Genomic DNA, 17,876 nt, shown 5'->3' with positions numbered 1-17,876 from the left:
ATGGTGAACGACTCGCAAGAGGGCCTTTATTTCCACCCGAGCGCCCCGCGAGGCGAACGGCGATATCTGGACCTATCCGTACATACGCCTCATCGCGAAGTCCACCATCTGCTCCACCGCCTTCGCGTCGAAGACGATCCGGTGCTCGCCCTCCATGTCGAGGACGAAGCCGTAGCCGGTGGGCAGCAGGTCGATCACCTCGGCGCCGGTGATCACGAAGTACTTGGACTCCTTGCCCGCATACCGCCGCAGCTCCTTGAGCGAGGTGAACATGGGGATCACCGGCTGCTGGGTGTTGTGCAGCGCCAGGAAGCCGGGATTGTCACCGCGCGGGCAGTAGACCTTCGAGCCCGCGAAGATCTGCTGGAAGTCCTCGGCCGGCATCGAACCGGTGGTGAAGGCGCGCACCGCGTCGGCGAGCGACGGCGGCGAGGGCTCCGGGTAGAGCGGCTGCTGGCCGTAGCCCGCACCCGCCTGCGTGTGATGTGACGCATGCGGCTGCTGTTGCGGCGGAGGTGGCGGAGCGGCATAACCCTGCCCTGCGCTCGCGTTCTGGTCGTAGCCGTACATGCGAAGAAGCGTACTGAGTCACAGTTACCCGGTTAAGGGTTGCCCTTTATTACCCACGGGTAGCATCATGGCGACAGCTGATCTGATACGCGTCAACGCAGAGGTCCTGGCCTCCCGATCCCTTACGGAGCCGTCGCCATGGGGCACTACAAGTCGAATCTCCGCGACATCGAGTTCAACCTCTTCGAGGTGCTCGGGCGGGACACGGTGTACGGCACCGGACCGTTCGCGGAGATGGACGTCGAGACCGCCAAGAGCGTGCTCGCGGAGATATCCCGGCTCTCCGAGCATGAGCTGGCCGAAAGCTACACCGACTCCGACCGGAACCCGCCCGTCTTCGACCCCAAGACCCACACGGCGCCGCTTCCCGAGTCGTTCAAGAAGAGCTACCGGGCCTACATGGAGGCCGAGTGGTGGCGGCTGGGCGTCCCGGAGGAGCTGGGCGGCACGGTCTGCCCCCGCTCGCTGCTGTGGGGCTCGGCCGAGACCATCCTCGGCTCCAACACCCCGATCTGGATGTACGCCTCGGGCCCGTCCTTCGCGGGGGTGCTGCACGACGAGGGCACCGAGGAGCAGCTGAAGATCGCCCAGCTGATGGTGGACAAGCAGTGGGGCTCCACCATGGTGCTGACCGAGCCGGATGCCGGCTCCGACGTCGGCGCGGGCCGCACCAAGGCCGCCCAGCAGGAGGACGGAAGCTGGCACATCGAGGGTGTGAAGCGGTTCATCACCTCCGGCGAGCACGACCTCTCCGACAACATCATCCACTTCGTGCTGGCCCGGCCCGAGGGCGCGGGGCCCGGCACCAAGGGGCTGTCGCTGTTCATCGTCCCCAAGTACGACTTCGACTGGGAGACCGGCGAGCTCGGCGAGCGCAACGGCGTCTACGCCACCAATGTCGAGCACAAGATGGGTCTGCGGGTCTCCAACACCTGTGAGCTGACCTTCGGCGCCGACCACCCGGCCAAGGGCTGGCTGCTGGGCGACAAGCACGACGGCATCCGCCAGATGTTCAAGATCATCGAGTTCGCCCGGATGATGGTCGGCACGAAGGCCATGGCCACCCTCTCCACCGGCTACCTCAACGCCCTGGAGTACGCCAAGGAGCGGGTGCAGGGCCCGGACCTGGCGGCCTTCACCGACAAGACCGCCCCGCGCGTCACCATCACCCACCACCCGGATGTGCGTCGCTCGCTGATGACGCAGAAGGCGTACGCGGAGGGCCTGCGCGCACTGGTCCTCTACACCGCCTCCGTCCAGGACGAGATCCTGGTCAAGGAGGCCGCGGGCGAGGACGCCTCCGCCCTGAGCCGCCTCAACGACCTGTTGCTCCCCATCGTCAAGGGCTACGGCTCGGAGAAGGCGTACGAGCAGCTGGCGCAGTCCCTGCAGACCATCGGCGGCTCCGGCTACCTCCAGGAGTACCCGCTGGAGCAGTACATCCGGGACGCCAAGATCGACACGCTCTACGAGGGCACCACCGCCATCCAGGGCCAGGACTACTTCTTCCGCAAGATCGTCCGGGACCAGGGCCAGGCCCTGACCGTCGTCTCGGAGGAGATCAAGAAGTTCCTGGCCGAGGCCGCCGGGGGCGAGGAGCTGGAAGCCGCCCGCGACCAGCTGGCCCAGGCCGCGGTGGACCTGGAGGCGATCGTCGGCGCGATGCTCACCGACCTGGCCGCCACCGAGCAGGACGTCAGCTCGATCTACAAGGTCGGTCTCAACTCCACCCGGCTGCTGCTGGCCTCCGGCGACGTGATCATCGGCTATCTGCTCCTCAAGGGCGCGGCCGTCGCCGCCGAGAAGGTGGGCACCGCCTCCACGAAGGACCGGTCCTTCTACGCGGGCAAGATCGCCGCGGCGAAGTTCTTCGCCCACGAGGTGCTGCCGGGCGTCTCGGTGCAGCGCTCGCTGGCCGAGTCGGTCGACAAGGGGCTCATGGACCTGGACGAGTCCGCGTTCTAAGGGCTCTCTTCCCTCGTCCAGGGGGCCGGCCGTCCCATCCTCCAGCGGGGCGGCCGGCCCCCTGGCCTGTGCCCGCGGGCGTCTGGTCGGTGCCCGTCACCGCTCCTCGTCGTCGGGCGGCCGCTCCCGCAGGGCCCGTTCGACCTCCTCCCGGGCCCACCGCCGGAGCTCCTCGCCCTGTGCGAGGAGCTCGTCGACCGACTCGCCCCCGCCCTCCGGCGGGCGCGGGCGGGCCCTCAGCTTCTCCAGCAGATCCCGGCACGCCTCGTCCTCGGTGGCGAACCGGCTGGTGTCCCGGTCCAGGGAGCGCTCCCTCAGCCCGGTCTCCCAGCCACCGTCCGGTGCCGGGCGCAGGTAGTAGTAGGCGTCCGGCTGGACCGGGATGTCCTGCACTCCCGGGATGTCGTACAGCGCGTCCGGCACCTGCTCGTCGCGCAGGGTTGAGACGAGTTCCGTTCTGTCCACCGGTTCAGGATCCGCCCTCAGTTGAGTGCGCGCAGATTACCCGCCGCGACCAACTGGGGGATCGAAGGACCGGTCAGATACTGCAGCCCGAAGCCGGGTTGTCCGAACCAGGGCCGGATGGGACCGGCCTCGACCAGGAAGGGCTCGGTGACCTCATAGAGGTGATAGCCGTTCGGATACGCCGGGTCGATGGTGTTGAGGTTGCTGGGCGGCAGCGCGCGCTCCGCGTAGGGCGTGCCCGCCGGGGCGAGGAAGTGGCCGAAACCGCTCCCGAAGAGATCGACCTTCTGACCGACCTTCAGCCTGATCGTGGTGTGCAGCGGCGTTCCGTTGAGCAGCACCCAGCCGTCGGGGTACGGGAACCACCAGCCGCTGGTCTGCTCGTTCCAGTAGCAGTCGAGGAACGCGGAGGAGGTGGGGAAGTGGTCGAGCCGTTCGTAGCCTTCGAGCATCCGCCCGATCGCGCCGTACCGGGGGAGCTGCGCGGGGCCGAGCCGCCAGTCACCCTGGTAGTAGCGCTCGCGCGGCGGGTTGGGTGCGATGCTGGTCCCCCCGATGCGGTCCCTGCTCGGACAGGGAGGGTGGCCCTTGCCCTCACCGTCCCCGCCGTTCCCCGGACGCGGGCCGGGCGAGGGCGCGGCTGCCGGCTCCGGGGCGGCCACGGGTGACAGCCCCGCGGCGAAATCCGTGACGGGCTTGGCCATGGCAGGTCCGCCTGCGCACAGCAGTAGCAGCGACCCCAGAACGACAAGCAGGTGGCGAAGAACGCGCATCCGGTATCCCCTTGAGTTACGACTCAGTGCGGCGTTGCTCGGTACACGGGGAATATCGACCGATTCTCCCGAATTCTCGCCTTACCTGACGTGCTTTCATCAGATTGGATCAACGTGGCCCCACAGATGGATGCCACGACCCGCACCAGGGCGAGCCGCCCCCCGGCGAATCTATGCTGAGCACATGAGCGCACAACCCGGCATCGACCGCGGCCACACCGATGACCTGATGTCCTTCCTCCGCGCCAGCCCATCGCCGTACCACGCTGTGGCGAGCGCCGCTGAGCGGCTGGAGAAGGCCGGGTTCCAGCGGATCGAGGAGACGGCGTCCTGGGACGGCGCGGCCGGTGGTCGGTTCGTACTGCGGGGCGGTGCGATCATCGCCTGGTACGTACCGGAGGGGGCGGACCCCGCCACTCCGTACCGCATTGTCGGCGCTCATACCGACTCTCCCAATTTGCGAGTCAAGCCCATTCCCGACACCGGTGCGCACGGCTGGAGACAGATCGCCGTCGAGGTCTACGGCGGGGTGCTGCTCAACACCTGGCTCGACCGCGACCTCGGGCTCTCCGGCCGGATCTCCCTCCGGGACGGCTCACACCAACTCGTCACCATCGACCGGCCGCTGCTGAGAGTGCCCCAGCTCGCCGTCCACCTCGACCGGTCCGTCAACACCGAGGGCCTCAAGCTGGACAAGCAGCGCCATATGACGCCCATCTGGGGGCTCGGCGGCGTCGAGGAGGGCGACCTGATCCGCTTCGTCGCCGAGGAGACCGGTGTCGCGGCCGAGGAGATCGCCGGCTGGGACCTGATGACGCACAGCGTCGAGCCGCCCGCCTACCTCGGCCGGGACCGCGAGCTGCTCGCCGGTCCCCGGATGGACAACCTTGTCTCCGTGCACGCCGGTACGGCCGCGCTCATCGCCGCCGCCTCCCGTCAGGACCTGCCGTACATCCCCGTACTGGCCGCCTTCGACCACGAGGAGAACGGCAGCCAGTCCGACACCGGCGCCGACGGCCCGCTGCTCGGCACGGTGCTGGAGCGCTCGGTCTTCGCCCGTGGCGGCGCGTACGAGGACCGGGCCCGCGCCTTCGCGGGCACCGTCTGCCTGTCCTCCGACACCGGCCACGCCGTCCACCCCAACTACGCCGAGCGCCATGAGCCGGGCCACCACCCACGGCCCAACGGCGGCCCGATCCTGAAGGTGAACGTCAACCAGAGATACGCCACCGACGGCGCCGGGCGGGCCGTCTTCGCCGCCGCCTGCGAGCGCGCCGGGGTGCCCTGGCAGAGCTTCGTCTCCCATAACTCGATGCCGTGCGGCACCACGATCGGGCCGATCACCGCCGCCCGGCACGGCATCGCCACCGTCGACATCGGCATCGCGATCCTGTCCATGCACTCGGCACGGGAACTGTGCGGAGCGCAGGACCCGCGGCTGCTGGCCAAGGCACTGCATGCCTTTCTGGAGGGCTGAGTTGGACTTCTCCGTGCTGGGACCGGTGACCGTCACCGCGGGACCGCCGGCAGCGCCCGTCGAGCTACCGCTGGGGCCCGCCAAACGGCGCAGCGTGCTCGCGATGCTGCTGCTGCGGCCCAACGCGACGGTGTCCGTGGAGCAGTTGATAACCAGCCTGTGGGAGGACGAGCCGCCAGCCCACGCCCGGACCGTCATCCAGGGCCATGTCTCCCGGCTCCGCGCCGCGCTGGCCGAGGGCGGCGCCGAGGAGCACGGCGTCGAGCTGGCCACCCACAGCTCCGCCTATCTGCTGCGCATACCCGAGTCCCTGATCGACACCCAGCGCTTCGACCAGCTGACCGCCCAGGCCAGCCCGGAGTCCGCCCCCGGTGAGGCCGTCCGGCTGCTCCGCCAGGCGCTCGGCCTGTGGCGCGGCCCGGCGCTCACCGGGACCGTGGCCAGCCCGCCGTTCGCGGCCGCCGCGCACGCCCTGGAGGAGCGCCGGCTGAGCGCCGTGGAGGCCCTGGCCCGGGCGCACAAGGCGCTGGGCGAGCATGAGGAGGCGGTGCGCGCCCTGCACCCCGCCGCCGTCGCCAACCCGCTGCGCGAGGGGCTGATCGCCGCCCTGATGCTGGCGCTGTACCGCTCCGGGCGGCAGTCCGACGCGATCGCCTGGTTCCACCGCACCCGGCAGCTGCTCGACGACGACCTGGGGGTCGACCCGGGCCAGCGGCTGACCGCCGCGTACCAGGAGATCCTGCGCGCGGCCCCCGAGGCGGACGGGCCGCAGGCCGGCGCCCAGAGCGCCGCGGCGCCGGGCCCCTCCGGGCAGCCGGTGGCCTCGACCCCGTCGCATCCGCAGTCCGTGGCCGCCGCATCGGCCGCCGCGCCCGTACCCGAGCTGCTCCCCCGGCCCCCGGCGGGCTTCCACGGCCGGGGCGCGGAGCTGGCCGAGCTGACCCGGCTGACCCAGGGCGGCGCCGAACCGGCCCAGGGCGGCTCCGGCTACCCCCAGGAGGGCGGGATCGCGCTGCTCACCGGGCCCGCCGGGGTCGGCAAGACCGGCCTGGCGGTCCACTGGGGCCATGCTCAGGCCGCCGCCTTCCCCGACGGACGGCTCTTCGCGGATCTGCGCGGCTTCAGCGGCGGCGAGGCGACGGTGCCCGCCGAGGTGCTGCGCGAATTCCTGCTCGCCCTGGGCACCCCGGCCGAGCAGATCCCCACCTCGACCGAGGCGGCGTCCGCGCTGTACCGCTCGCTGGCGGCCCGCCGCCGACTGCTGGTGGTGCTGGACAACGCGGGCAGCTCCGCCCAGGTGCGTCCGCTGCTGCCCGGTGGGCCCCACTGCGCCACGCTGGTCACCAGCCGCAGCAGGCTGGACGGGCTGATCGCCACCGACGCCGCCCGCCCCGTACGACTGCACGCCCTCGGCACCGAGGACGGGGCGGCCCTGCTGGGCGCGCTGCTGGGCCCCGCCCGGGTCGCCGAGGACCCGGAGGCCGCACGGGAGCTGGTGGCCCTGTGCGACGGGCTGCCGCTGGCGCTGCGCGCCGCCTCCGCCCAGCTGATGGCCCGGCCCCGCTGGCGGCTGGCCCGGCTGGCCACCGCGCTGCGCGACGAGCGCCGCCGGCTCGCGCTGCTGTCGGCGGAGGACACCGGGGTGGCCGCCGCGCTGCGCAACTCCGTGGCCCGGCTCTCGGCGGACGACGCACAGCTGCTGCGGGCCCTGGGCACCGGTTTCGCGCGGGAGGTCAACACCGCCGAGGCGGCCGCGCTGTCGGGGGCGGACCCCGAGCTGATCCAGGACTCCCTGGAGCGGCTGGCGGAGATGCATCTGCTGGACGAGGAGGCCACCAACCGCTACGTCATGAGCGACCTGGTGAAGCTCTTCGCCCAGGGCGACGGGAGCGGACGCGGCGAGACCCCCGGCGAGGGGTCCGGCGGGGGCTCCGGCGAACCGTCACAGGGGGCCTGAGCAGGAGTGAACAGCGGGGCGTTAGCGGGACGTTAGCGGGCGGCAGCCGTTCACCAGCCGAACGGCAGCGGGTCCGGACAGGCTTATGCCGTACCGGAAAACGCCCGAACGCCCGCTGAGGGGAGACCCGCCATGCCGCTCACCACCGCCCGCCTCGCCCACCGCGCCGGCACCCTGCGCTCGGTCGCGGCCGGCCTGACCGTCGTCGCCGCGGGCATCACCCTCGCGGCGTGCGGCACCGCCGACGCGTCGGGCGTGAAGACGGCCGGCAAGGCCGAGAGCATGGCCTCGGCCGTCCCCACCGCCAACGAGGAAGGCCTCCAGGGCGGCGCCCAGCAGGCCGCGCGGGAGACGGTGGCGGGCGGGGCCGACGCCGGGGCCCAGGGCGGTCTGCGGGCCGACAGCGGCGTCGAGGGCGAGACCGGCGTCTGCCGGCTCGACACGATGTCGGTGAGCGTCACCTCCGTCCCCCGGCCGGCCAACCATCTGCTGCTGGAGATCACCAATCAGTCCGGGGTGACCTGCCGTCTCATCGGCTCCCCCGTGGTGCGGTTCGACGACGGGCGGGCGGCCGTGCCACAGGACGAGAACACCCAGCCGCAGGCGGTCGTCACGCTGCCGCCCGGCGAGAGCGGTTACGCGGGCCTGACCACCTCCGCGGCGGGCGCCCCGGCCGCCGACGGCCGCAAGGCCACCGGGTTGACCGTCTCCCTCCCCGGCGAGGACGGCCGCCGCGCCGTCGACCTCCCCGGCGACTCGGTGGAGGTCGAGGACGGGACGGCGGTCGGCTACTGGCAGAGCGACGCGTCCGACGCCCTCCTCTGGTGACCGCCCGGCGCTCCCACCGGTGACCGCGTGACCTTCCCTCCGGTGACCGCTCGATTCCGAGCCACTTAGCTGGACAGGTAGCCGCCTCCCCCCGGCTACCTGCCCCGGACGGCCCCCGCCTCGGCGGGGGCCGTCTCGTCATGTCCCACGGCACCGTCCTCCGTGTCCCGCTCCTGGCTCTTCCGCTAGGCGTCTTGGCAGGTCATCAGGGGCGCGCCCGGATGGGACGTCCCAAAGGACGGCTCGGCCCCGGAAAGGCCCCGCCCCGCGGCCCACAGTGGTTCCCGTCGCCGCGGCGAACGGCCCGGCGGCCTCGACCGAGCCGTGCCGACGCCCGCCGTCGGCGCTCTCACCAAGGGGGAATCCAGACATGACGCACTCCATCAGCGGCGGCCGACGCCGGATCTTCCTGCGCAGGGTGGTCCCCGCGATCGCCGCGGCGGGCATCGGCGCCATCGGACTCGTGGGCTGCTCGGGCTCGGGCGACACCGCGGGCCATGACGCCAAGCCGGCGAAGGCCGGAAAGGTCGCCGAGAAGGGCGTGACGAGCCGCGACACCACCTCGGCCCGGGGCGGGGCCGCCGCGCTCGAGCTGAAGACGACCACGGGGGAGTTCGGCACCAAGGCCGCGGCCACCGCCGACTTCCCCACCTGGGGCACCCGCTGGGTGGTCCACCAGAGCGCCGACACCGGCTCCCCGTCCGTCGGCATGCTCAACAAGGACGCCCCGGGCCAGGACCGCATCACCGCCGACTACCAGGTCGACACCGGCAAGAAGGTCTGCGAGGACGGGGCCTGCTCCACCTACATGGCCCATATCACCGGGCCGGTCAGCGGCTTTGTGACCGTCGTCGCGGTGGACATCCCGCAGGACTCGCTGCCCGGGGTCCCGGTGCAGAACGGCGGTGGCCAGCCGCCGAAGCCGCCGCAGACCGGCGGCACCCGCGCCGAGGCGCTGCAGCGGGCCGCCACCTGGCTGACCGCCAACAACGGCGGCCGGGTGCCCTACAGCCAGGCCCAGGTCTGGAAGGACGGCTACCGCCAGGACTGCTCGGGCTATGTCTCCATGGCGCTGGGTCTGCGGGCGCCCGGCACCAACACCGTGGGGCTCGCCGGCTCGGGCATCACCAAGCCGATCGCCCTGAACGATCTGCGGCCCGGGGATCTGCTGATCGACGCCTCCGGGAACAACAACACCCGCCATGTCGTGATGTTCGAGAAGTGGAACGACGCCGCCCACACCTCGTACACCTCCTACGAGCAGCGCGGCGACTTCGGGACGGATCACACGACCCGTCGCTACGGACTGGAGCCGGGCAGCGAGTACAAGCCCTACCGGCCGCTGAAGTTCACGGACTGACGCGTTCCTCACCCGGTTCCTGTAACGAGCGGCACGTCCACCTCGGGGGTGTGGACGTGCCGCTCGGCATGTTCATGATCCCGTGCTGCAATGGTGTACGTGCCAGCGCATCCGAATCGCCCAGAGAACCCGCGACGCAAGCCGCTTGCCCCGCTTCCCGAGGAACTCTCCGGCCCGGTACGGGAATTCGTGACCGCACTGCGCCGGATGCACGGCGAACTGGGACTCAGCCTGAAGGAACTGGAGGGGCGGCTGCCCGCCAGCCGGTCCTCCCTCTCCCGCTATCTGCGCGGCCAGAGCCTTCCCGACGAGCGGCTCCTGGTCCAGTGGGGCAAGCTCTCCTTCACCGCCGAGGACCGGCTGCCCGAACTGGTGACCCTGCTGCACCGGGCCACCGAGGCCGAGGCCGCCGTGCAGGCCGCCGAGGGGACCGGGCCGGAGCCCGGCGCGTCCGCGCCGCCCCCGGGACAGCCTCCGGAGGACCGGCCGTCCCGGCGCCGGCTGCGGCTCACGCTCGCGGCGGTGGGCGCCGTCGTCATCATCGCCGGGGGCACCGCCGGGATCATCGCCCTCCGGTCGTCCGACGACGGCGGGTCCCCGGGCGGCGCGGCGGGCTCCTCCCCCCTGGGCGACGCCCGGATCACCGTCTACAACGCCGAGAAGGACTGCCGGCACCAGCGGGTCCGCGCCTGCTCCCTGGGCCTGGCCGAGGATCCGTACGTGGCCTACCGCCCGTCGAACATCGTGGGCCGGGCCTGGCACGGCGACGTACTGCGCGCCGACTGCCGCATCGCCAACGGCGTCACGGTGACCGACGAGGCGGGCGGGCACAGCAGCATGTGGTTCCGCGTCTTACAGGACGGCAAGCGGATGTGGGTGCCGGGCATCCGCATCCGCCAGGACCAGGTGCAGTACTCCACGCTGCCCAACTGCCCCGACTGACCGCCGGTCGGGGCTCAGCCGTCCATCCCGGCGAGCACCAGCGGCAGCCGGGTGGCGCCGCCCTCGGTGATCCGCACCGGAACGCCCCAGTCCTGCTGGTGCACATGGCAGGCCGGGTACTCGTTGCTCGGGTCGTCGTCACAGGAGGCGGCCATGGCCGAGACGTGCAGCACGCCCTCGGTCACGCCCTCCGCGAGGACGAGCTCACGGTTCAGATCCGTGCCCGCGCCGTCTCCTTCGGCCAGCAGCCCGGGCGGGGTGGAGCTGACCAGCAGCCGGGTGGAGGGGCCGTAGCGGGTGTCCAGCTTCTGCCCCTCGGGCGCCTGGAAGACCACGTCCAGCCGGAGCGTCCCCGGGGCGATGTCGGTCGCGGCGCGCTGGGTGCGGTGGGCCACCGCGTCGACCCTTACGGCCTCCTCCGGCAGCCGCAGCCGGGTCAGCCGGTGCCGGGCGGACTCCACCACGACGATGTCCCCGTCGGCCAGGACCGCGCCGGAGGGCTCGCGCAGATCCGTGGCGAGCGTGGAGACCTCGCCGGTGGCCGGGTCGAAGCGGCGCAGCGCGTGGTTGTAGGTGTCCGAGATGGCCACCGAGCCGTCGGGCAGCGCGGTGACGCCCAGCGGATGCTGGAGCAGCGCCTGTTCGGCGGCGCCGTCCCGGTGGCCGAAGTCGAAGAGCCCGGTGCCGACGGCCGTACGGACGGCGAAGCCGTCGCCGTCGCGCTCGACGTACCGCACCGCGGACGTCTCGGAGTCCGCGATCCACAGCCGGTCCTCGGTGGCGGCGAGCCCGGAGGGCTGGGCGAACCACGCCTCCTCGGCGGGGCCGTCGACCAGACCCTCGTTGGTGGTCCCGGCGGCGGCCCGTACGGCCCGGGCCTGCGGGTCGTAGGTCCATAGCTGGTGGACGCCCGCCATGGCGATCCACAGCCGGCCGGCGAACCAGGCGACGTCCCAGGGGGAGGACAGGTCCACGTCCCGGGCGGGCCCCTCGGTGGGCGACCCCTGCCACCACTGGCGGCCGGTCCCGGCGAGCGTGGTGACCTCGCCGGTGGCCGGGTCGAAGCGGCGCAGCGCATGGTTCACGGTGTCGGCGACGGCCACGGCGCCGTCGGGGAGCAGGGCGAGCCCCTGGGGCTCGCTGAAGCGGGCCCGCTCGCCCGTGCCATCCGTAAGGCCGCGCTCGCCGGCGCCGATCCGCCGCACCACGCTCTCGCCGTCCGCCGCGAGCTCCACCAGCTGATGGCGGGTGGTGTCCGAGACGAGGAAGGTGCCGCCGGGCAGCAGCAGCGCCTTACCGGGGAAGCGCAGCTCGGTGGGGACCGGCTCCGGGGGCACGTACGGCCCGTCGCCGCGCCGCAGGGTGCCCTTGGCGGCGTGCTCGGCCTCGAGCTGTCCCACGAGGGTCTCCAGGGCGTGCGCATGGCCCTCGCCCGCGTGCTGGGCGACCACATAGCCCTCGGGGTCGATGACGACGAGGGTGGGCCAGGCCCGTACCGCGTACTGCTTCCAGGTGGCCAGCTCGGGGTCGTCGAGGACCGGGTGGTGCACCTCGTAGCGCTCGACCGCGTCCACGACCGCCTGGTGCTCCGCCTCGTGGACGAACTTCGGCGAGTGCACCCCGACGATCACCACGGTGTCGCGGTGCTTCTCCTCCAGCTCGCGCAGCTCGTCCAGGACATGCAGGCAGTTCACACAGCAGAAGGTCCAGAAGTCGAGGATGACAATGCGCCCTCGAAGGTCGGTGAGGGTGAGGTCGTTGTCGCCGGTATTGAGCCAGCCGCCCCGGCCGATCAGTTCGGGGGCGCGGACGCGTGCACGTGGAGCCATATCCCCATGAAACAGCAGCCCCACCCGTGTCATTCCCCCGCCCCCCGACGGCTTTCGACCGATGTGCCGGGGTCTGTCCGGAGTTAGGGCGGAGGCGGGCGCACACTACCATCGCGAGCAGGCCGCCAGCCGCCGATCCGGGCCTACGATCAGAGCCGAAAGCACTGCCCGTGCACTCGTGGGCAGCGTAACTTGAACGCACACACCAGCACCCAGCCCGCGCACCAACCGCCCGAGGGGTCCCGTGACCGTCCATCCCAGCCTTCAGACCTCCATCGACGCCTGGACGCACTCCATCGACGCGATATCGGAGTTGGTGAATCCGCTCGCGGAGCGCGAGTGGAACCTCGCCACCGAGTGCCCGGGATGGTCGGTGCGGGACGTCGTCTCGCATGTGATCGGACTCGAATGCGAGATGCTCGGCGATCCCCGCCCCATCCACTCACTGCCGCGCGACCTCTTCCACGTCACCAACGAGCTGTCGCGGTACATGGAGGTCCAGGTCGACGTCCGGCGCTGTCACACCGCGCCCGAGATGACCTCGGAGCTGGAGTACACCGTCATCCGGCGGGGCCGCCAGCTCCGGAACGAGAAGCGCGCCGCGGACGCCATGGTGCGCTGGCCCGGCGGCTCCGAGGTGACGCTGGGGGAGGCGCTGATGAGGCGGGTCTTCGACGTGTGGGTGCATGAGCAGGATCTGCGCCGGGCCCTGAACAAGCCCGGCAATCTGGACTCGCCGGGCGCCGCGATCACCCGTGATCTGCTGCTGTCGGCGCTGCCGAAGGTGGTCGCCAAGGACGCGGGCGCGGCGCCCCAGTCGGCCGTCGTCTTCGATGTGAACGGCCCGATGGAGTTCATGCGGACGGTGCGGGTCGACGCGGACGGCCGGGGCAGCATCGACGGCAGCGTCTCGCTCGGGCCGACGGCCACGTTCTCCCTGGACTGGGAGACCTACGTGCGGCTGGCGTGTGGGCGGGTGCGGCCCGAGGCGGTCTCGGAGCGGCTGAAGATCGAGGGCGACCAGCAGCTGGCCGAGGCGATCCTCGGGCACTTCGCGATCACGCCGTAGGGCTGCCGGGGCGCACAGCGCCCGGGACCACGCCGTAGCGCCGCCCGCGGGGTCAGCCGTACAACCCCTGGGATCGCGCCGTAAGCCCCCTGGGGATCACGCCGTGAGCCGCCTCCAGGAGCACGCCGTGACGCCCCTGGGGGTCACGCCGGTACGTGCACCGCGGTCACGCCGGTACGTGCACGGCCTCGACACGGCTCGCGACCACGCGCTCGCGCTCCCGGCGGCGCGCCCGTCCGCGCAGCCGCAGGATCTGGCTGATGCCGAGCGCCTGCAGCACGAACACCGAGGCGAACGCGATCCGGTAGTTCTGGCCGGTCAGGTCCAGCAGCACGCCGACGGCCAGCAGGGTGGTCATCGAGGCCGTGAAGCCGCCCATGTTGACGATTCCCGACGCGGTGCCGATCCGCTCGGGCGGATTGGCGGGCCGGGCGAAGTCGAAGCCGATCATCGACGCGGGCCCGCAGGCGCCGAGCACCACGCACAGGACCACCAGCAGCCACATGGGCGCGTGGGCGGACGGCCAGACCAGCACGGTGCCCCACAGCAGCGCGGTGGCACCGACCGTGCCGAGGGCCAGCGGGGCGCGGGCGGCGTGGTGCCGGGCGATGACCTGCCCGTAGACCAGGCCGACCGCCATGTTGGAGAGCACCACGAGGGTCAGCAGCTGACCCGCGGTCGCCCGGGACAGCCCCTCCGCCTCGACCAGGAACGGCATCCCCCACAGCAGCAGGAAGACCATCGCCGGGAACTGGGTGGTGAAGTGCACCCACATGCCGAGCCGGGTGCCGGGCTCGCGCCAGGCGTCCGCGATCTGCCGGCGGACGTAGTCGGCGCCCAGGTGCGTGGCGGGCGCGGGCTCGAAGCCCTTGGGGTGGTCCTTGAGGAAGAACAGCACCAGGACGAAGACGGCCAGGCCGCCGAGCGCACTGCCCGCGAAGGTCGTGGTCCAGCCGACGCCGTGCAGCGACCGGGCGATCACCAGCGTGGAGACCAGGTTGCCCGCCATGCCGAAGAGCGCGGCGATCTGGGCGATGAGCGGCCCGCGGCGGGCCGGGAACCAGCGCGAGCCGAGCCGCAGCACGCTGATGAAGGTCATCGCGTCACCGCAGCCGAGCAGCGCCCGGGAGCCCAGCGCCATCGCGTAGGAGTGGGAGAACGCGAAGCCGAACTGCCCCAGGGTGAAGAGCACCACCCCGAGCATGAGCACCTTACGGGTGCCGAGACGGTCGACCATGAGCCCGACCGGTATCTGCATCCCGGCGTAGACCAGCACCTGGAGAATGGAGAAGGTCGACAGCGCCGAGGCGTTGATGTGGAAGCGCTCGGCGGCGTCGATACCGGCGACGCCGAGGCTGGTGCGATAGGTGATGGCGACGAAGTAGACGGCGACGCCCAGACCCCACACGGCGACGGCACGACGGCCGCCGGGCGGATCCCCGGGCAACTGGGCCGAGGTCATCGCGCCTCACCCCGGGCGAGGTAGTTCACCCAGCTGATGTGGCGCTGCACCAGCCCGGACGCGAAGCCGGCGTCACCGGCACGCAGGGCCCGGAGGATCTCCGTGTGCTCGGTGATGTTCTTGGCGATGCGGCCGGGCTCGGCGTGCATGGTGGCCACGCCCATCCGGAGCTGGCGGTCCCTCAACTGGTCGTAGAGCTGCGCCAGGATGGCGTTTCCCGCCGCCCTGACGATCGCCGCGTGGAAGCAGCGGTCGGCGGCCGCGAAGGCGGCCAGATCCCCGGCCGCCGCGTGCACCTTCTGCTCCTCCAGCAACTCCTCGAGCCGCCCCAGCAGCTGCTCCCCGGCCGGGACGACCTTGGCGACCGCGTGCTGCTCCACCAGCAGCCGGGTCTCGACCACATCCGCGATCTCCTGGGAGGAGACGGGCAGCACCAGGGCGCCCTTCTTCGGATAGAGCTTGAGAAGCCCCTCGGCCTCCAGGCGCAGCAGCGCCTCCCGGACGGGTGTGCGGGAGACCCCGACGGCCTCCGCGAGCTCGCCCTCGCTCAGCAGCGTGCCGCCCTCGTAGCGGCGGTCGAGGACGGCTTGTTTGACGTGGTGGTAGACGCGTTCTGCGGCAGGCGGCGGCTTGGTGGCCGTATCGGCGGGACTCATGATGCGCACATCATAGATACAAGATGCATGCGCACTCATCCCCCGTCCGCGATGCGGACGGGGGATGGGGTCTGCCGCTACCTCACGCCCAGGTGATCAGGCGCTTCGGGCGTTCCAGGACGGCCGCGACATCCGCGAGCACCTTGGAGCCCAGCTCGCCGTCGACCAGCCGGTGGTCGAAGGAGAGCGCGAGCGTGGTCACCTGGCGGGGCTTGACCTCGCCCTTGTGGACCCACGGCTGGAGCTTGACGGCGCCGAAGGCGAGGATCGCGGACTCACCGGGGTTGAGGATCGGCGTGCCCGCGTCGATGCCGAAGACGCCGACGTTGGTGATGGTGACCGTGCCACCGGACATCGCGGCCGGGGTGGTCTTGCCCTCACGGGCGGTGGTGACCAGCTCACCCAGGGCGGATGCCAGTTCGGGCAGGGTCTTGGCGTGGGCGTCCTTGATGTTGGGGACGATCAGCCCGCGCGGCGTGGCCGCCGCGATGCCCAGATTGACGTAGTCCTTGTAGACGATCTCCTGGTTGTCCTCGTCCCAGGTGGCGTTGACGTCCGGGTTGCGCCGGATGGCCACCAGCAGGGCCTTGGCGACCAGCAGCAGCGGGTTGACCCGCAGCCCGGCCATCGCCGGGTCCTGCTTGAGGTCGGCGACGAGCTTCATCGTCCGGGTCACGTCGACCGTCACGAACTCGGTCACATGCGGGGCGGTGAAGGCGCTGTTGACCATCGCCTGCGCGGTGGCCTTCCGTACGCCCTTCACGGGCACCCGGCGCTCCCGGCCCTCCACGGCCCTGGACGGGGCCGTCACGGGCGTCTCCCGGGCCGTCTGGACGGCCTCGGCGGCCGCGTGGACGTCCTCGCGGGTGATGATCCCGTCCGGCCCGCTCGGGGTGACCGCCTCCAGGTCGATGCCCAGGTCCTTGGCCAGCTTGCGGACCGGGGGCTTGGCCAGCGGCCGGGCCGTCCGGCCGCTGCCGTTCAGCTCGGGCGCGGGTGAGGGCGAGGGCACGGCCTCGGGGGGCGCGGGCGCCGGGGCGGGCTCCTGGGGCGCGGGCGCCCCGGCGGAGGGGGCGGGCGCGGAGCGCTGGGAGCCCGGCAGCGGCTTGCGCGGACGGCGCTTGGTGGAGGCGGGCGCCGCCCCGTAGCCGACCAGATTGGCCTGGCGGCCCTCCTTCTCGGCGGGCTCGGCCTCGGCGGCGGGCGCCTCGGCGGGCTTCCCGGCGGCGGGAGCGGCCTGGGGCGCCGCCTCCCCCGCACCGGGGTCGGTGTCCACCGAGATGATCGGCGTGCCCACGTCCACGGTGGTGCCCTCGTCGAAGCGCACCTCGTGCACCACCCCGTCGAAGGGGATGGGCAGCTCGACGGCGGCCTTGGCGGTCTCGACCTCGCACACCACCTGACCGTCGGTCACGGTGTCGCCCGGCGCCACGAACCACTTGAGGATCTCGGCCTCGGTCAGTCCCTCGCCCACATCGGGCATCTTGAACTCACGGAAGCGCTGTTCGACTGCGGTCATCGTCACGATCTCCTCAAGCCCTTCAGTACGCCAACGCGCGGTCTACGGCGTCGAGCACCCGGTCCAGCCCCGGAAGGTACTCGTCCTCGAGCCGTGACGGCGGGTACGGCGAGTGGAAGCCGCCGACCCGCAGCACCGGAGCCTCGAGGTGATAGAAGCACCTCTCGGTGATGCGCGCGGCGATCTCCGACCCAGTGCCCAGGAATACCGGAGCCTCGTGGACGACGACCAGCCGCCCCGTCCGCTCCACGGAACGCTGGATGGTGTCGAAGTCGATCGGCGACATCGACCGCAGGTCCACGACCTCGATCGACTTGCCCTCCTCGGCGGCGGCCGCGGCGGCGTCCAGGGCGACCTTCACCATCGGGCCGTAGGCCGCCAGCGTCACGTCCGCCCCCGGCCGCACCACCCGGGCGGCGTGCAGCGGACCGGGGATCGCGGCGGTGTCGACCTCGGACTTGTCGTGGTAGCGGCGCTTGGGCTCGAAGTAGATCACCGGGTCGTCGCTGCCGATGGCCTGCTGCAGCATCCAGTAGGCGTCGGAGGCGTTGGCGGGCGAGATCACCTTCAGCCCGGCCACATGCGCGAACAGCGCCTCGGGCGACTCGCTGTGGTGCTCCACCGCGCCGATGCCGCCGCCGTACGGAATCCGGACGACGACCGGCAGCTTCACCTTGCCGAGCGAGCGTGCGTGCATCTTGGCGAGCTGGGTGACGATCTGGTCGTAGGCGGGGAAGACGAAACCGTCGAACTGGATCTCCACCACCGGGCGGTAGCCGCGCAGCGCGAGCCCGATCGCGGTGCCCACGATGCCGGACTCGGCGAGCGGGGTGTCGATGACCCGGTCCTCGCCGAAGTCCTTCTGCAGCCCGTCGGTGACGCGGAAGACGCCTCCCAGCTTGCCGACGTCCTCGCCCATGATCAGGACCTTGGGGTCGGACTCGAGGGCCGTGCGCAGTGACGCGTTGATCGCCTTGGAGAGCGACATCTTCTCGGCGGCCATG

Annotated in this window: 15 protein-coding genes; 7 read left to right on the top strand and 8 right to left on the bottom strand. The window is 71.8% G+C overall.

The window, feature by feature from the left end; all coding sequences use genetic code 11:
- Positions 1-72: 72 nt before the first annotated feature.
- Positions 73-570: an SseB family protein gene (locus BLV72_RS17220; protein WP_093463288.1), complete on the bottom strand. Its 498-nt coding sequence runs from the start codon at positions 568-570 to the stop codon at positions 73-75.
- A gap of 138 nt (positions 571-708) precedes the next feature.
- Between BLV72_RS17220 and BLV72_RS17215 the strand changes: the two genes are divergently transcribed.
- The gene (locus tag BLV72_RS17215; protein ID WP_093463286.1) at positions 709-2,535 is read left to right on the top strand and encodes an acyl-CoA dehydrogenase; all 1,827 of its coding nucleotides are present in this window, start codon (positions 709-711) and stop codon (positions 2,533-2,535) included.
- 96 nt (positions 2,536-2,631) lie between these two features.
- Here BLV72_RS17215 and BLV72_RS17210 read toward each other — a convergent pair whose 3' ends face one another.
- Both BLV72_RS17210 and BLV72_RS17205 read right to left on the bottom strand, forming a co-directional pair.
- On the bottom strand, positions 2,632-3,000 hold the full coding sequence (locus BLV72_RS17210; RefSeq protein WP_093463285.1) for a hypothetical protein: 369 nt from the start codon (positions 2,998-3,000) through the stop codon (positions 2,632-2,634).
- Between the two features lie 17 nt (positions 3,001-3,017).
- A complete protein-coding gene (locus BLV72_RS17205) occupies positions 3,018-3,704 on the bottom strand; it encodes a TNT domain-containing protein (RefSeq protein WP_093463283.1) in 687 nt (228 codons plus the stop codon).
- Between the two features lie 253 nt (positions 3,705-3,957).
- Between BLV72_RS17205 and BLV72_RS17200 the strand changes: the two genes are divergently transcribed.
- From BLV72_RS17200 to BLV72_RS17180, 5 genes are all read left to right on the top strand, one after another.
- Positions 3,958-5,250 (top strand): M18 family aminopeptidase, encoded by a 1,293-nt coding sequence (locus BLV72_RS17200; RefSeq protein WP_093463281.1) that lies wholly within the window; start codon positions 3,958-3,960, stop codon positions 5,248-5,250.
- A 1-nt stretch (position 5,251) separates the two neighbouring features.
- Entirely contained in the window at positions 5,252-7,207 is a 1,956-nt protein-coding gene (locus tag BLV72_RS17195; RefSeq protein ID WP_093463280.1) for an AfsR/SARP family transcriptional regulator, read from the top strand.
- A 132-nt stretch (positions 7,208-7,339) separates the two neighbouring features.
- Positions 7,340-8,035, top strand: coding sequence for a DUF4232 domain-containing protein (locus tag BLV72_RS17190; RefSeq protein ID WP_093463278.1), 696 nt, complete (start codon positions 7,340-7,342; stop codon positions 8,033-8,035).
- A 370-nt stretch (positions 8,036-8,405) separates the two neighbouring features.
- Positions 8,406-9,395 (top strand): NlpC/P60 family protein, encoded by a 990-nt coding sequence (locus tag BLV72_RS17185; protein ID WP_093463277.1) that lies wholly within the window; start codon positions 8,406-8,408, stop codon positions 9,393-9,395.
- Between the two features lie 189 nt (positions 9,396-9,584).
- The gene (locus BLV72_RS17180; RefSeq protein ID WP_244320796.1) at positions 9,585-10,337 is read left to right on the top strand and encodes a helix-turn-helix domain-containing protein; all 753 of its coding nucleotides are present in this window, start codon (positions 9,585-9,587) and stop codon (positions 10,335-10,337) included.
- 14 nt (positions 10,338-10,351) lie between these two features.
- Here BLV72_RS17180 and BLV72_RS17175 read toward each other — a convergent pair whose 3' ends face one another.
- Entirely contained in the window at positions 10,352-12,166 is a 1,815-nt protein-coding gene (locus tag BLV72_RS17175; protein ID WP_093463274.1) for an NHL domain-containing thioredoxin family protein, read from the bottom strand.
- A 244-nt stretch (positions 12,167-12,410) separates the two neighbouring features.
- On the opposite strand from BLV72_RS17175, the gene BLV72_RS17170 reads away from it, so the two are divergent.
- Positions 12,411-13,235: a maleylpyruvate isomerase family mycothiol-dependent enzyme gene (locus tag BLV72_RS17170; protein WP_093463273.1), complete on the top strand. Its 825-nt coding sequence runs from the start codon at positions 12,411-12,413 to the stop codon at positions 13,233-13,235.
- A 166-nt stretch (positions 13,236-13,401) separates the two neighbouring features.
- On the opposite strand, the gene BLV72_RS17165 is transcribed toward BLV72_RS17170, so the two are convergent.
- The 4 genes from BLV72_RS17165 to BLV72_RS17150 form a co-directional block, all read right to left on the bottom strand.
- Positions 13,402-14,697, bottom strand: a complete 1,296-nt coding sequence (locus BLV72_RS17165) for an MFS transporter (protein WP_093463271.1) — start codon at positions 14,695-14,697, stop codon at positions 13,402-13,404.
- The gene (locus BLV72_RS17160) at positions 14,694-15,353 is read right to left on the bottom strand and encodes a GntR family transcriptional regulator (protein ID WP_093470391.1); all 660 of its coding nucleotides are present in this window, start codon (positions 15,351-15,353) and stop codon (positions 14,694-14,696) included. The genes BLV72_RS17165 and BLV72_RS17160 overlap by 4 nt, the downstream gene beginning before the upstream one ends.
- A gap of 82 nt (positions 15,354-15,435) precedes the next feature.
- Positions 15,436-16,872, bottom strand: a complete 1,437-nt coding sequence (locus BLV72_RS17155) for a dihydrolipoamide acetyltransferase family protein (protein WP_093463270.1) — start codon at positions 16,870-16,872, stop codon at positions 15,436-15,438.
- 22 nt (positions 16,873-16,894) lie between these two features.
- Entirely contained in the window at positions 16,895-17,875 is a 981-nt protein-coding gene (locus BLV72_RS17150; protein WP_093463268.1) for an alpha-ketoacid dehydrogenase subunit beta, read from the bottom strand.
- Position 17,876: the final 1 nt, after the last annotated feature.

It is taken from the genome of Streptomyces melanosporofaciens (genome assembly GCF_900105695.1).
In the GTDB taxonomy this organism is placed as follows: Bacteria; Actinomycetota; Actinomycetes; order Streptomycetales; family Streptomycetaceae; genus Streptomyces; species Streptomyces antimycoticus.
Note: the sequence above shows the minus strand (reverse complement) of the source record. Positions and strands in the feature narration are given on the sequence as shown.